Source organism: Sphingobium aquiterrae (assembly GCF_037154135.1).
Lineage (GTDB): Bacteria > Pseudomonadota > Alphaproteobacteria > Sphingomonadales > Sphingomonadaceae > Sphingobium > Sphingobium aquiterrae.
In genome coordinates, this window is sequence record NZ_JBANFL010000009.1 from 167,379 (window position 1) to 181,397 (window position 14,019).

Below are 14,019 nucleotides of genomic sequence, written 5' to 3' on the forward strand. Positions count from 1 at the left end.
GAAGGGGAGAGTTACCCCTCCGCCGTTCGGCCTGAGCGTGTCGCAGCCCCTCCGCAAATATCGATCCGTGCCCCAGGGGTGAGCGCCCCTAATTCTGCGCCACCCATGCCGCCACGTCCGCCGCGACCTTGTTTGCCGCCCGGTTCAGCGGTTCGCCCACGGTTGCCGCATCGACCTCGCCGACCGGCACGCTGGCGGAGAAGCGCTTGCGGGTGATGGCGCTGCCGTCGGGCGAGGCGAGGGTCGCGTCATAGGTGACGGTGGCGGTGCGCGATCCTGCGTCCACGCCGAAATCGACCAGTTCGCCCAGCAGGCGGCGGCCCGGATCGGCGGAATATTGGCCGGGGTCGAGCACGATCATGTCGCCGCTCGCCGCAATCGTTTCCGCCAGCAGCTTGCGGAACAGGTGGCGGGGCGTGTCCACCCATTGCGTGCCGGTGAGATAGGCGACCGAAGTCGGCGTCACCTGAACGGGGATGCGCACGGTATCCAGCGTCCTGGGTGTTTCGGGGTCCGACACGGTGATGCTCTTGCCCTTGGCGGCGGTGCGGGTGGTGCCGGCGGCCACCTTGCTGTCCGCGCTCAGCGACAACAGGCTCTTGGGCGGCTTCGATCCGAAGGAGACGCAGCCGGAAAGGCCCAGCAGCAGCACAGGCAACAGCGGCAGGGCGCAGCGGGACAGCAGCGACGTGCGGCGAGCGCGGATTGGGCGGGCGCTGGCCGGGCGGATGGAGGCTGGGCGGGCGCGGGCGGGGGTCGTCATACGGGCGTCCTTCATGGCTTGTAGTCCGGCAGCTTGGGCGATCCGATCAGCGATCCCGCGCCCTGCTGGTCCAGCTTTTCCGCGACCGAGCGGAAGGACCGGGACATTTCACGCAGGTCGCGGAGCAGCTGGCCGACTTCCGGCATGGTCTGGTTGGAGAAAGCCTGCACGCCGGGGCGCGCATCGGCGATCGTCGCGTTCAGCGTGTCGATGCTCTGGTTGGCCGACTGGATCGACTTGCGCAGGTCCGACATCAGCGGTCGTCCCTCGCCATCCAGCAGGCTGTTGGTGGTGCCGGCGAGCTTGCCGATCTCTTCCGCCGCGATGCCGGCCTTCTGCACGGCCATGCGCGTTTCGGCGAGGGTGGCGGCGATTTCCGGCCCGCGATCGGCCAGCGCGCCCGACACCCGTTCGATATTGGAGAGGATGCTGGCAAAGGAGCGCTGGTTCTTGTCGTTGAGCAGTTCGGTCAGCCGCTCGGTCAGGGTCGACAGCCGTTCCAGCAGCTGCGGCGCATTGTTGAGCAGTTCGCCCAGCGCGCCCGGCTTGGTCGGGATCACGGGCACGCCGTCAGGACAGGAGGCGAGCATATTGTTTTCCGGGCAGGTGATGGGCGGCGCGCCCTTCACCGCGCCATCCAGCACGATTTCCGAAACGCCGGTAAAGCCGACGCCGGCGATGGTGGCGGTGGTGCCCTGCAGCACCGGCGTCCCATCCTTCACCGCGATGCGGACCTTCACGAAGCTGGGGTCTTGCTTCCACAGCGCGATCTCCTTCACCTGGCCCATCGGCACGCCGGAAAAGTTGACGCCGGACCCCTTGGCGAGGCCGTTCACCGACTGCTTGAAATAGATGTCGAACAGCTTGTCCTGCCCATCGGAAATGCGCGAGAACCAGAAGGCCGCCAGCATCACCGCCGCGAGCAGGATCAGCACGACGCTGCCGACCAGCACATGGTTGGATCGTGTCTCCATTGCGTTCCTACTGCCTTTCCGGCGCGTTGCCGTCCACCTGATCGCCCTTGCCGGGGCTGCGGGCGGCTGCAACCTTCTTTTGCGCCGCCGTTGCCGCCCGCCCGCGTGGGCCGTTGAAATATTCCTGAATCCACGGATGATCGAGCGCCAGCAGCTCGTCGATGGTGCCCACCGCGATCACGCGCCTGTCCGCCAGCACCGCCACCCTGTCGCAGATCGAATAGAGCGTATCGAGATCATGGGTGATGAGGAAGACGGTCAGCCCCAGAGTCTTCTGCAATTCCTGCGTCTGCTCGTCGAACGCCGCCGCGCCGATGGGGTCGAGCCCCGCGGTCGGCTCGTCGAGGAAGAGCAGGTCGGGATCGATGGCAAGCGCGCGGGCAAGGCCGGCGCGCTTGCGCATGCCGCCCGACAGTTCGGAAGGGAATTTCGGCCCGGCATCGGCGGGAAGGCCCGTCATCTGGATCTTGTAGGCGGCAATCTCGTCGCGCAGCTGGGCGTCGATATTGGGATAATATTCGCGCAGGGGCACCTCGACATTTTCCGCGACGGTCAATGTCGAAAACAGCGCGCCGCCCTGGAACAGCACGCCCCACCGCTTGCGGATGGCCAGTGCCTCGTCATCCAGGCGGCCGATCATCGATTCGCCAAAGACGGTGATCTCGCCATGGTCGGGCGTCTGCAGGCCGATGATGGACCGCATCAGCACCGACTTGCCCGTGCCCGATCCGCCGACCACGCCCAATATCTCGCCCTTGCGCACGTCCAGGTCGAGATGTTCGTGGACCACCTGATCGCCGAAGCTGTTGCGCAGGCCGCGCACGGAAATGGCGATGTCGGCATGCGCGACCGCTTCGTTCAGGCGCCGTTCCTCGGCAGCCATATGTTCCGGCCCGATCAATTCCAGCCTACCCAGGTGAAGAAGACCGCGAAAAAGGCGTCGATCACGATCACCAGGAAGATCGCCTGCACCACGGCCGATGTCGTGCGCAGGCCCACTTCCTCGGCATTCGCCTTCACCTGCATGCCCTGGTAGCAGCCGGAAATGCCGATGATGAGGCCGAAGACCGGCGCCTTGAGCAGGCCCACCCACAGGTCGGTGATCGGCACCACCTCACGCAATCGCTGCACGAAGGTGACGGGCGGGATGTCCAGCGCGACCGCGCACAGGAAGCCGCCGCCGATGACGGCGATGACCGAGGAATAGAAGCCCAGCAGCGGCATCATGACGACGCTGGCAAGCACGCGCGGCAGCACCAGCGCCTCCATGGGCGACACGCCGATGGTGCGCATGGCGTCGATTTCCTCGGTCAGCTTCATCGTGCCGAGCTGCGCGGCGAAGGCGGAACCGGAACGGCCCGCGACCATGATCGCGGTCATCAGCACGCCCAGTTCGCGAAATGTCAGCCGGCCGACAAGGTTGATGGTCAGCATTTCCATGCCGAACTGGCGCAGCTGCACCGACCCCTGCTGGGCGATGACGATGCCGATCAGGAAGCTCATGAGGCCGATGATGCCGAGCGCGGAGACGCCCACGACCTCGAACCGCTGGATCACGGCGTTGATGCGGAAGCGGCCGGGGTGGCGGATCAGCATCCATGCCGCCACCAGCACGCCGCCGAAAAAGCCGAGCAGGCCGAGCAGGGTTTCGCCCGCAATCGCCGTCGCCGCGCCGATCTCGCCCAGCACGCGCCGCATCGGGCTGGTCATTTCCGGCCGGATGGCCACGGGGCCGCTGGCCTTGCCGACCACCCCGATCAGCCGTTCCGCATCCGCGCTCGCGCCGATGATGGTCGCGCCATGGCGATCGGCGAATCGATGCACCAGCCAGGCGCCGACCGTGTCGATATGCGCCACGGCCGAAAGATCGACGCTGCGCACCGCGCCCGCCACGGCGTCAAGCCGCGCGGGCATGTCTCCCAGGCAGATGAGTGACAGATTCCCCGAAAGGCGCACGATCGTGCCGCCGTCGTCGCTCGGCGTTTCGGTGATATCGGCTTGCCGGTTCATGAGGGGGGAATAAGTGGTCCATTATCGGTTGCACGGCAAGCCGAAACGGCCCATCCGCGAGACAGAACGGCAAGTGAGCGGAAAAGTTTCGAATCCGGCATGACAGGCAAGCAGGAACAGGCCCCCGGCGCACATGCGCCCATCCGCCTCGCCATCTACGACATGGACCGCACGATCACCGTGCGGGGCACCTATACGCCCTTCCTGCTGCATGTCGCGCGGGCGATGGCGCCCTGGCGGCTCATCCTCGCGCCGTTCGTGCTGCTGGCGATGCTCGCCTATGTCATCAAGCTGATCAGCCGAAAGACGCTGAAGGAAGTCAACCAGTCGCTGATGATGGGACACAAGGTCAGCATGGCCCGCCTGACCCCGCATCTGGAAAGCTATGCCGACACGGTGATGCGGGGCAATGTCAGGGCCGGCGCGCTGGAGCGGATCGCGGCCGACCGGGCGGAGGGCTATACGCTCGTCCTCGCGACCGCATCCTACCGGCTGTATGTGGAGGCGATTGCGCGGCGGCTCGGCTTCGACGCGGTGATCGCGACCGATCATCTGACGCAGGGCCTGCCCTATGTGCGCGCGAAGATCGCGGGCGAGAATTGCTACGACACCGGCAAGTTGCGGATGATCCAGGCGTGGATGCGCGGGCAGGGGATCGCGCGGGCCGACGCCCATATCCGTGCCTATTCCGACCATGTGTCGGACGCGCCGATGCTGGAATTCGCCGACGAACCCTATGCCGCCAATCCCCACCCGCCCCTTGCCCGGATGGCGAGCGCGCTGGGGTGGACGCGGGTCGACTGGGGTTAGGGCGGGAACCCCGCAGACCGGGCAATCGCAATAGAACAAACCCATGATATTATGCGTTTAATCTGATCCGTTTGGGCTGAGCTTGTCGAAGCCTTGTCCTTACTTCGGAAGAGAAGCACGGCCCTTCGACAAGCTCAGAGCCTGCCCTGGACCCGATCCGGGGGGCGAACGGGGATATGTAATCCACAGATATTTCACGGCACCGGGCTGGGGAGCGCCTCGCCGGCGAAATGCGCGGCGAGGTTGGCGAGCAGCATCTGCGTCATGCGCCCCACTGCCTTGTCCGTCGCGCCGCCGCCATGGGGAGCAAGGACGGTGCCGGGCACATCGGCCCAGCGGGCGGGCGGCGTCGGTTCCTGCGCGAAGACATCCAGCGCCGCGCCGCCCAGGCGGCCTTCCTTCAGCGCCGCGATCAGTGCGTCCTCATCCACCAGCTGCCCGCGCGCGACATTGACCAGCAGGCCCTCCGGGCCCAGCGCGTCGATGATCGCGTGGGAGATGAGGCGGCGATTGGCATCCTGCGCCCGCGCCGCGACGACCAGGATTTCGCTGTCGCGCGCTAGCGCCTCCAGACTGGGCGCACGGGGGAAGGGGGCGTCGGCCTTGTCCCTTGGCCCCCACCAGCCGACCGCCATGGTCATCGCCTGCGCGCGCCGGGCGATGGCCATGCCGATCCCGCCAAGGCCGACGATGCCGATCGCCGCGCCGCCGAGCGACCGGGTCAGCCGCTTGTTACCCACGCCCCAGCTGCCCTCGCGCACCATGCGGTCGCCGCTGACGATCCCCCGGCGATGCGCGATGATGAGGCCGATCGCCTGATCCGCCACATCGTCGGCATTGGCTTCCCGCCCATGGGTGACGGCGATGCCGCGTGCGCGCATGGCGGGCACGTCCACGCCGTCATAACCCACGGTGAAGCAGGCGATGAGGGCGAGGCGCGGCATCGCCTCGACCAGTGCCGGCTCCAGCCGGGCCTCGCCCGCCCAGACGAGCGCCCCGGCCTGCGCCAGCCGCTGCTTACCCCGCTCCTCCCACAGCGGCAGGGCGTCATAGCCCTGCGCCGCCAGCAGCGGGATCAGCGGCGCAAGCAGCGGCTGGCCCACCAGAACCGGCGGGCGCACGGCGCCGTCTTCCCTGCCCGCCATCGCGTCAGCCGATCGCCGCCAGCGCCTGCGCGAAGTCGGCGATCAGGTCGTCGGCATCCTCGCAGCCGATGGAGATGCGCACCATATTGTCGCCGATGTCGAGGGCCCGCTTGCGTTCTGCCGGCACGGACAGATGCGTCATCGCCGCCGGGTGGCTGGCCAGCGTCTCTGTGCCGCCCAGGCTGACGGCGAGCTTGGCGATCTTCAGCGCGTCGAGAAAGGCGAAGCTCTCCTTCTCCCCGCCCTTGAGATAGAGCGAGAAGGTGGAGCCGGCGCCGGTGCAGTGCCGGGCATAGATGTCGCGCTGCCGCGCGCTTTCCAGGAAGCCCAGATAGACGATTCGCTCGACCTGCGGCTGGTCCTTCAGCCATGCGCAGACCTTCGCGGCGCTCTCGCCCGCGCGCGTCATCCGCAGTTCCAGCGTCTCCAGACTGCGCAGCAGCATCCAGGCGCTGTGCGGATCGAGGATGGTGCCGATGGTGTTGCGCATCATCCGGATGCTGTTGATCAGCGCGTTGGAGCCCAGCACGCCTCCCGCCACCAGATCGCTGTGCCCGCCGGCATATTTGGTGAGGCTGTAGATGACGAGGTCGGCGCCATGGGCCAGCGGCTTCAGCCATAATGGCCCGAGGAAGGTATTGTCGATGGCGATGGGCGGCATCTTCTCCGCGCCTGCGAACAGAAAGTCGCGCCGCGCGACTACGGCGTCGATATCCACCAGCACATTGGTGGGGTTGGCGGGGCTTTCGAGGTAGATGAGCGCGACCCGGCCCAGCCCCTTCGCCTTCTCCAGCACCGCGCCGATCTCCTCCTGCGTCGCGCCCGCCGGGAAATCGAGCCACTGCACGCCGAAGCTGCCCAGGATGCGGCCGATCAGCGATTCGGTCGCGGCATAGAGCGGGGCGGAATGCACGATCACGTCGCCCGGCCGCACCAGCGCCAGCAATGTCGTGGCGATGGCGGACATGCCGCTGGAAAAGATCAACGCGTCCTCCGCATCCTCCCACAGGGCCAGGCGATCCTCGGCGATCTCCTGATTGGGGCCGTTGAAGCGGGAATAGACAAGCCCCTCCGACCCGCCGGGCCGAATGCCTGTCACCCCCTCGAAATGCCGCTTGCCCGCCGCCGCGCTTTCGAAGGCGAAGGTGGAGGTGAGGAAGATCGGCGGTTTCAGCGATCCTTCCGACAGCGCGGGGTCATAGCCATGGCCCATCATCAGGGTCGCGGGCTTCAGCCGCCGTCCGCCAATCTCCATGATGTCGGCGCGGGGGCGGCGGCGCGGGGTGACGCCGGTCAGCTCGGCTTCGGTTTCGCCAGTCATGTCTTCATCCTCATGTTCTTGTGCCGCGATGCGCGGGTGATGAGGAGAAGCTAGGGCGGGGCGGCGGACGCTACAAGCCGGGCAGGCCGATCAGCGAAATCTGCCGGCCATAGCCGGGCTCGCCCCGCAGGCAGGAGCGGCGATAGCTGTAGAAACGATCGGACTGGGCGCAGGTGTCCTCGCCCAGCAGGTCGACCCGCGCGATGCCCGCGCCGGCAAGCCTTGCGGCGACATAGGCGGCGATGTCGAACATGCGATGGCCGGGGCGCCCGCCGGCGAAGAAGCGCTCATTGGCCGGGTCGTCCGCCTCGAAGCGTTCGGCGAAATCTTCGCCCACCTCATAGGAGGCGCGGCCGATGCACGGGCCGATGGCGGCGCTGATGCGCGCCCGGTCGGCGCCCAATGCTTCCATTGCCGCGATGGTCGCATCGGTGACGCCGGTGATCGCGCCCTTCCATCCGGCATGGGCCGCGCCCACGACGCCGGCCTGCGCATCGGCCAGCAGCACGGGCACGCAATCGGCGGTGAGGATGCCCAGAAGCAGCCCCGGCGTCGCGGTGACGAGGGCGTCAGCGGCGGGGCGATCCTCTTCCTCGATGGGTGCGGAGACGGTGACGACATCGGGCGAATGCATCTGCCGCACCGTCACCAGCGTCGCGCCGGGCAGCACCGCGTCGCGCGCGATGTCGCGGTTGCGCAGGATGGCGCTGCGGTCATCGTCCGATCCGAGGCCGACATTCAGGCCCGCATAGAGCCTGGTCGAAACCCCGCCCCTGCGGCCCAGAAAGCCATGCGGCACGCCCGCCAGCGCGGCGCTCTGGAGCTTCTCGACGGTCATGCAAATCCTTCCGGGGCAAATCCTTCGGGTGTCGTCCAGTCCGGGTGGACGAAGGCCATTACCTTGAACAATGTGCCCATCTGCGCGGGGGCGACCAGTCGTGCCCGCGCCGCTTCCACATCGGCGGCGCGCTGGGGCTGTGCGCGGGCAAGACTGGCTGCGCGCGCGTCGATGCCCAGCGCCGTCAGGAACGCGCCCTGTCCCACGGGGCCGAGCACGGTCAGTCCTTCCTGCCGGCCGATATTGCCGATGGTGCCGAAGTCGACATGGGCGGTCAGGTCGCTGTCGCCGACATCGGCGAAGGGATCGCTCACCCGATGGTTGCGCACGGCCTGCAGCGTGTCGCCGACCGCCGGGCCTGCATAGGCATAGTCGATGAACAGGGCGCCGCCGCCCTGCTTTTTTATCCGGTGCGCAATGGTGAAGGCCACCGTGGCGCAGGCGGGCGATGTTTCGAGGATGGACCCTTCCGGCGCCCCGGCCAGATGGGCGGGGACGGCCGCATCCATCACGCGATAGCCGGGCATCGCCTCGAACCGTTCGCCCGGTTCGCCCTCGCCGCCGATGACGACCCGCTCGCGCCAGCCCGCCTGCGTGCGCACCAGCTGGCGTACGGGCAGCGCATCGAAAAACTCGTTGGCGACGATCAGCAGCGGGCCCTGCTCCGGCACGCTGTCGAAATCGTCATGATGGGTGGCATGGGACAGCAGGGCCGATTGCCGCTCGCGCAGCGTGGGGCTGGTTTCCACCAGATGCACCTGGGGGGCGAGCGCCGCGGCCTCCATCGCCCGCAAGGCGTCGGCGGCCAAGGTGCCGCGCCCCGGCCCCAGCTCGACATAAAGCGGATGGGGGCGCCGGCCCGATCGCATCCAGAGATCGGCCAGGCACAGGCCGACCAGCTCGCCGAACATCTGGCTGATCTCCGGCGCGGTGGTGAAGTCGCCCGCCGCGCCCAGCGGATCGCGCGTGCCGTAATAATAAGCGTTCGCCTCCGCCATATAATGGGCGATGGAAATCGGCCCGCCCGCCTCGATCTGCCGCGCCAGCCGCTGGCCCAGCGTCAGGCCGGCGGCATGGCCAAGCGGATCAGCTGACACTCGCGCTTCCGGCAATCGGCTCCACACGCACCCGGCGGCCCTTCGCCGTCGCGATCAGGTACAGCCCGCCCGCGATCATCGGCAAGGTCAGCCACTGGCCCATGTGCAGGCCGGTGCGCTGCGCGAATTCCATCAGCTGCGCGTCGGATTCGCGGAAGAATTCGACGGCGAAGCGCGACAGGCCATAGCCCAGCAGGAAGATGCCGACGAGCATGCCGGGATAATAGCGGGCCTTCGTCTTCCAGAAGGCGAACCACAGCACGGCGAACAGCACGATGCCCTCCAGCCCTGCCTCATACAGCTGGCTGGGGTGGCGCGGTTCGCCCAGCACGGCGATGCCGCCGACATATTCGGGAAAGCGGATCGCCCAAGGCACGTCCGTCACCTTGCCCCACAGCTCGCCGTTCACGAAATTGGCGAGCCGGCCGAAGAACAGGCCGAAGGGCACGCAACAGGCGATGAAATCATGCACGCGCAGCCAGTTCAGCCCTTCCTTGCGGGAAAGCCAGATGATGCCCAGCGTCACGCCGATCACCCCGCCATGGAAGGACATGCCGCCATTCCACAGCTTGAAGATGTCCAGCGGATGGCGCAGGATTTCGGGCTGGTAGAACAGCACATAGGCAAGTCTGCCGCCCAGGATGATGCCCAGCGTCGCATAGAAGATCATGTCGTCGGCATGGCGGCGGGCCAGGGGCGATCCGGGCTGCGCGATCAGCTTGAGCAGATACCAGTAGCCGATGAGGATGCCGGCCAGATAGGCGAGGCTGTACCATTTGATGGTGAAGACGCCCAGGTCCAGCGCGACCGGATTGAGGCCGAGGCTGTCGAACCGCAGATAGGATGATGCCGCGGCGGCGGCGAGTGAAAGGATCAAGGCAATTCCCCGGAGATTTTCGCCTGCATAGAGGATCGGGATCGCAGGGCCAAGGGGCGGTTGCTGCCGGCCCGGATCTGCGTTCGCGCGTCAGGCCGAAGGCGCGCGCACGCCCGCGCGGCCATTGGCGGCCAGCTGCGCCTTCAGCACCTCGGGCGGCGGTGCGACGAGGAAACCGAAGCTGACATTGCCCTTACGCGTTTCCACGACATGGTGCAGGCGATGGGCCTGCATGATGCGCTTGAGATAGGGGGAGCGCGGCACATGGCGGTGCTTCACCCGCTGGTGGACGAGGATGTCGTGAAAGCCCAGGTAGATCGCGCCATAGGCCGCGATGCCCGCGCCGACGACCGTCGCCCAGCTGCCCCAGCCCCATTGCACCCCGCCCAGCAGCAGCAGGATGGAAGGCCCGGCGAAGATCACGAAATAAAGGTCGTTCGCTTCCCACAGGCCGGTGCGCGGGCGGTGGTGGCTGGCGTGCAGGAACCATCCCGGCCCATGCATCACCCAGCGATGCATCACATAGGCAAAACCCTCCATCGCCGCGACCGTGGCGAGGAACAGCAGGGTGAGCAGCAGGAAGGCAATGCCGGTCATGCCGCCCCTATAGGCGTGATGACGGACAATGGAAATGGATGGCGCGGGCGATAGGGGGCGTGACGAGAGGCTGGTTTTCATCCTGCCATCCTTTCGTGATCTCCCCCTCCCTGTCGTCATGCCGGACGTGATCCGGCATCCAGAATATCGTGCTGTAAATCGGGACCATCCAGCCCCGTCCTTCCCTTCAGGAAAGAACGACCCCTCGACAGGCTCGGGGCCTGCCCCGGACCTGATCTGGGGGCGAACGGGTCAGATTAACGGCGCGATGCTCTTGGGAGCGCAAAGGCAGGCGCTGTCCTGCGACATATGCGCTGATCGTGCTTTGAAAATCGTGGAAATGTCGCGCCTGCCCAATCCGCGCCCTTCCCCAAAGCAAAGGGGCCGCGACCCCAAGGATCGCGGCCCCCCGCTTATGTCATGCCGTAGTGGCGTCGATCAGAAGGCGGCGCCGATCGAGAACACCACCGCGCCGTCGGCGCCGAGCGGCTCCTTGGCAGCCTTGATGTCGGTGTTCACATAGGACACGCCGAAGGTCAGCATCTTGTAGGTCGCGGTGGCGCCGACCGAAAAGTCGAAATAATCGCCATCGGTGCCGCCCAGGAAGCTGTCGCTCTTGGCATAGCCGCCATGGGCGTTCAGGCCCAGCGGGGTGTTGGGGATCGGCAGCGACCATTCGGTGTGCAGGTAGACCGACGAATAGTCACCGATGGCCGACTGCTTCCAGGCATAGTTGGCGCCGACCTTGGCGGTCAGCGGGCCGACGGTGCCCGACAGATTCACATAGGGTTCGAAATAGTCGGTGTTGACCGAGGTCTTGTTGGGATAGAGATAATAGAGCAGGCCGACGTCCAGGGTGACGCCGGGCGTCACTTCCTTGCTGTAGCCGGCGAACAGGTCGACTTCGGTTTCGCCCAGCGTGCCGAAATTGACGCTCGACGCCCAGGTGCCGACATAAAGGCCGGTGGACGAGGTGGCCGTGATGCCGCCCTGAACCGCTGCGTTCTCGCTGTTCTGGGTGATGCCGCGGAAGCGGTAGTCGGAAACCAGGCCGACGGTGCCGGTGATCTTGACGGGTTCGACTTCCGCGTCCTGCGCCATGGCGGGCGCGGCGACCAGCATTGTTGAAAGGACGGCCGAAAGGCCGAGAATGGACTTACGCATGATATTCCCCTTGGATGGTTCTGTGCGATCGTCCCACCTGCGTTATGGTCCCTGCCTCTGTAGCCCCCTGGGGGTCGGGTCGGGTCGCCAATAACAGGGCCCTGATGCGCTGGCCTGCCGCAGCGCACAAGAGCGTTTGTAAACGGACTGTGTCGATTGTCTCTGAATTGTTGCTACTGTGCAACAAGAGCGTCTTTTAGTTCCCGGGTGCCTTAAAAAAGAACGGGCGATTGTAATGAAATGTCCAACGGCGACGGTTTTTCACATGCCGGGCGCATATGGACGGGATTGCGCCTGCGCGCATCATCCAGGGCATCGAGACGGGCGGGTTCAGCCGCGGGCGGCGCGGAAACGGTCCAGACCGGCGGCAAGGTCGGCGATCAGGTCGGCGGGATCTTCCAGGCCGATATTCAGGCGCACCAGCGGCCCTTCGGCCTCCCATCGGGTGGCCGTGCGGTAGCAGGCCGGGTCCACGGGCAGCGCCAGGCTCTCATAGCCGCCCCAACTGTAACCGATGCCGAAATGCGCAAGGCCGTCGATCAGGGCGGCGCGGGCGCGCTCGTTGCCGCCGTTAAGGACGAAGCTGAACAGGCCGCTCGCGCCCTTGAAGTCGCGCCGCCACAGGTCATGGCCGGGGCAGCCGGGCAAGGCCGGGTGCAGCACCCGCGCCACTTCCGGCCGGCTTTCCAGCCAGCGCGCGATGTCCAGCGCGCTCGCCTGATGCTGGGCCAGCCGGACGCCCAGCGTCCGCAGGCCGCGCGACGCGAGCCAGGCATCGTCCGGGCTGGTCATCTGGCCATAGAGATAGGCGGTCTGGCGCACCGCCTCCCAATATTCCGGCACGGCGGAGACGGAGCCCATCATCACGTCGCTGTGGCCGACGATATATTTGGTGCAGGCAAGGATGGTGATGTCCACCCCAAGCGCCAGCGTGGGCAGGAACAGTGGCGTCGCCCAGGTATTGTCGATCAGGGTCACGATGCCGCGCGCGCGGGCAAGGGCGGTGATCGCGGGCACGTCCTGCACCTCGAAGGTCAGGCTGCCGGGCGATTCCATGAAGATCGCGCGCACGTCTTCGGTCAACAGCGCCTCGATGCCGGCGCCGATGGTCGGATCGTAATAGGTGGTCGCGATGCCCAGCGGCGCCAGCATCTTTTCGCAGAAGGCGCGGGTGGGATCATAGGCGGCGTCCACCATCAGCAGCCGGTCGCCGGGCCGGAGCACCGCCATCAGCGCGCAGGCGATCGCCGCCACGCCTGAAGGGAACAGCATCGTGCCCTCGGCGCCCGGCTCCAGCGATGTCAGCGCATCGGCGAGCGACCAGGCGGTCGGCGTGCCCTTGCGGCCATAGAACAGCCGCTCATGGGTGTTGGTGGTCGCCGCGCGCAGATGCGCGACATCGTCATAAAGAATGGTGGAGGCGCGCCAGACCGGCGGGTTGACGATGCCGCCGGGCTGGCCGGGCAGGCTGGTCCATTCCGCCCGCCGCCCGGCTTGCGCCAGCCGGGTCAGCGGCCGCAGCGCTGCGTCGCCCTGCTGCTCCTTGCCTTCGCTGCCGTCCCTGTCGCTCATGCCGCGCCGGTCGCCTTGGGCGTTTCGGGGTCGATGCCCCATTCCGACCAGCTGCCGTCATATAGCGCGACGTCGCTCTTCCCCAGCAGTTGCGCGCCGGCCAGCAGGATCGCGGCCGTCACGCCGCTGCCGCAGGTGGTGACGAGCGGCTTGTTCCAGTCGATGCCGGCTTTGTCGAACGCGGCGCGCAACGCCTCGCCCCGCAGCATCCGGTTGTCCGGCCCGAACAGGCTGCTCGACGGCAGATTCCTGGAGCCGGGGATATGGCCCGAAGCCATGCCCGCGCGCGGTTCCTTTTCTGCGCCGGTGAAACGGCCGCTGGCGCGCGCGTCCAGCACCTGTTCGGCGGCGCTTGCGACATTGGCGATCATCTGCGCCTTGGTGCGGACGGTGGATGCATCCTTCTTTGCCACGGCATCGCCGCGCGGGAAGGCCGGGGCGCCGCTTTCGGTGGGGCGGCCTTCCGCGATCCAGGCCGACATGCCACCATCGAGGATGGCGACGGCCCGGCCCACGCCGGAGATGGTCAACATCCACCAGGCGCGCGCGGCGCTGTGGGTGGGGCTGTTGTCATAGACGATGATGCGGCTGTCGGCATCGCCGCCCAGCGCCTGCAACCGGTCGGTGAACATCGCGTCGGGCGGCAACATGCCGGGCGCGGGATGATCGGGGTCGGACAGGGTCGGCAGGTCCAGGAAGCCCGCGCTGGGGATATGGGCGGCGGCATATTCCGCCGCCTCGTCCCGGCCCGATCCGGGCAGGAACAAGGTCGCGTCCAGGATGCGCAGATCGGGCGCGCCGATCTGGTCGGCCAGCCACTGGGTGGAAACGAGCAGGTCCATGGCTCGTGC

14 protein-coding genes are annotated in these 14,019 nt (G+C 67.0%); 1 reads left to right on the forward strand and 13 read right to left on the reverse strand.

Annotated features, from left to right (window positions below):
- Nucleotides 1-88: 88 nt before the first annotated feature.
- The 4 genes from WFP78_RS11810 to WFP78_RS11825 are packed head-to-tail and all read right to left on the reverse strand — an operon-like array spanning nt 89 to nt 3,747.
- Entirely contained in the window at nt 89-763 is a 675-nt protein-coding gene (locus WFP78_RS11810; RefSeq protein ID WP_336962230.1) for an ABC-type transport auxiliary lipoprotein family protein, read from the reverse strand.
- A gap of 11 nt (nt 764-774) precedes the next feature.
- Nucleotides 775-1,737, reverse strand: coding sequence for an MlaD family protein (locus tag WFP78_RS11815; protein WP_336962232.1), 963 nt, complete (start codon nt 1,735-1,737; stop codon nt 775-777).
- A gap of 7 nt (nt 1,738-1,744) precedes the next feature.
- Nucleotides 1,745-2,620, reverse strand: a complete 876-nt coding sequence (locus WFP78_RS11820) for an ABC transporter ATP-binding protein (RefSeq protein ID WP_336962235.1) — start codon at nt 2,618-2,620, stop codon at nt 1,745-1,747.
- Nucleotides 2,621-2,634: 14 nt separating this feature from the next.
- Entirely contained in the window at nt 2,635-3,747 is a 1,113-nt protein-coding gene (locus WFP78_RS11825; RefSeq protein WP_336962237.1) for an ABC transporter permease, read from the reverse strand.
- Nucleotides 3,748-3,846: 99 nt separating this feature from the next.
- Here WFP78_RS11825 and WFP78_RS11830 point away from each other — a divergent pair, with 99 nt between their 5' ends.
- Entirely contained in the window at nt 3,847-4,557 is a 711-nt protein-coding gene (locus tag WFP78_RS11830; RefSeq protein WP_336962239.1) for an HAD family hydrolase, read from the forward strand.
- A gap of 194 nt (nt 4,558-4,751) precedes the next feature.
- On the opposite strand, the gene WFP78_RS11835 is transcribed toward WFP78_RS11830, so the two are convergent.
- From WFP78_RS11835 to WFP78_RS11875, 9 genes are all read right to left on the reverse strand, one after another.
- Nucleotides 4,752-5,702: an NAD(P)-dependent oxidoreductase gene (locus WFP78_RS11835; protein WP_336962242.1), complete on the reverse strand. Its 951-nt coding sequence runs from the start codon at nt 5,700-5,702 to the stop codon at nt 4,752-4,754.
- A 4-nt stretch (nt 5,703-5,706) separates the two neighbouring features.
- Nucleotides 5,707-7,023, reverse strand: a complete 1,317-nt coding sequence (locus tag WFP78_RS11840) for a cystathionine gamma-synthase family protein (protein ID WP_336962244.1) — start codon at nt 7,021-7,023, stop codon at nt 5,707-5,709.
- A gap of 70 nt (nt 7,024-7,093) precedes the next feature.
- Complete coding sequence (gene pgeF / locus WFP78_RS11845) at nt 7,094-7,861, reverse strand: peptidoglycan editing factor PgeF (protein WP_336962246.1); 768 nt, start codon at nt 7,859-7,861, stop codon at nt 7,094-7,096.
- The gene (locus tag WFP78_RS11850; RefSeq protein ID WP_336962249.1) at nt 7,858-8,958 is read right to left on the reverse strand and encodes a class I SAM-dependent methyltransferase; all 1,101 of its coding nucleotides are present in this window, start codon (nt 8,956-8,958) and stop codon (nt 7,858-7,860) included. Before WFP78_RS11850 ends, pgeF begins: the two co-directional genes overlap by 4 nt.
- The gene (gene lgt / locus WFP78_RS11855) at nt 8,948-9,835 is read right to left on the reverse strand and encodes a prolipoprotein diacylglyceryl transferase (RefSeq protein ID WP_336962251.1); all 888 of its coding nucleotides are present in this window, start codon (nt 9,833-9,835) and stop codon (nt 8,948-8,950) included. The genes WFP78_RS11850 and lgt overlap by 11 nt, the downstream gene beginning before the upstream one ends.
- Before the next feature lie 90 nt (nt 9,836-9,925).
- A complete protein-coding gene (locus WFP78_RS11860) occupies nt 9,926-10,432 on the reverse strand; it encodes a sterol desaturase family protein (RefSeq protein WP_336962254.1) in 507 nt (168 codons plus the stop codon).
- 438 nt (nt 10,433-10,870) lie between these two features.
- Entirely contained in the window at nt 10,871-11,596 is a 726-nt protein-coding gene (locus WFP78_RS11865; RefSeq protein WP_336962257.1) for a TorF family putative porin, read from the reverse strand.
- A gap of 330 nt (nt 11,597-11,926) precedes the next feature.
- Nucleotides 11,927-13,168, reverse strand: a complete 1,242-nt coding sequence (metC, locus tag WFP78_RS11870) for a cystathionine beta-lyase (RefSeq protein WP_336962260.1) — start codon at nt 13,166-13,168, stop codon at nt 11,927-11,929.
- The gene (locus WFP78_RS11875; protein ID WP_336962263.1) at nt 13,165-14,010 is read right to left on the reverse strand and encodes a sulfurtransferase; all 846 of its coding nucleotides are present in this window, start codon (nt 14,008-14,010) and stop codon (nt 13,165-13,167) included. Before WFP78_RS11875 ends, metC begins: the two co-directional genes overlap by 4 nt.
- Between the last annotated feature and the right edge of the window lie 9 nt (nt 14,011-14,019).

Bases quoted from the DNA above. Each gene is read 5' to 3' on its own strand.
- WFP78_RS11825 (WP_336962237.1), bottom strand. From the start codon at position 3,747: ATGAACCGGCAAGCCGATATCACCGAAACGCCGAGCGACGACGGCGGC.
- WFP78_RS11810 (WP_336962230.1), bottom strand. From the start codon at position 763: ATGACGACCCCCGCCCGCGCCCGCCCAGCCTCCATCCGCCCGGCCAGC.
- WFP78_RS11815 (WP_336962232.1), bottom strand. From the start codon at position 1,737: ATGGAGACACGATCCAACCATGTGCTGGTCGGCAGCGTCGTGCTGATC.
- WFP78_RS11820 (WP_336962235.1), bottom strand. From the start codon at position 2,620: ATGGCTGCCGAGGAACGGCGCCTGAACGAAGCGGTCGCGCATGCCGAC.
- pgeF (WP_336962246.1), bottom strand. From the start codon at position 7,861: ATGACCGTCGAGAAGCTCCAGAGCGCCGCGCTGGCGGGCGTGCCGCAT.
- WFP78_RS11840 (WP_336962244.1), bottom strand. From the start codon at position 7,023: ATGACTGGCGAAACCGAAGCCGAGCTGACCGGCGTCACCCCGCGCCGC.
- WFP78_RS11830 (WP_336962239.1), top strand. From the start codon at position 3,847: ATGACAGGCAAGCAGGAACAGGCCCCCGGCGCACATGCGCCCATCCGC.
- WFP78_RS11860 (WP_336962254.1), bottom strand. From the start codon at position 10,432: ATGACCGGCATTGCCTTCCTGCTGCTCACCCTGCTGTTCCTCGCCACG.
- WFP78_RS11835 (WP_336962242.1), bottom strand. From the start codon at position 5,702: ATGGCGGGCAGGGAAGACGGCGCCGTGCGCCCGCCGGTTCTGGTGGGC.
- WFP78_RS11865 (WP_336962257.1), bottom strand. From the start codon at position 11,596: ATGCGTAAGTCCATTCTCGGCCTTTCGGCCGTCCTTTCAACAATGCTG.
- WFP78_RS11875 (WP_336962263.1), bottom strand. From the start codon at position 14,010: ATGGACCTGCTCGTTTCCACCCAGTGGCTGGCCGACCAGATCGGCGCG.
- metC (WP_336962260.1), bottom strand. From the start codon at position 13,168: ATGAGCGACAGGGACGGCAGCGAAGGCAAGGAGCAGCAGGGCGACGCA.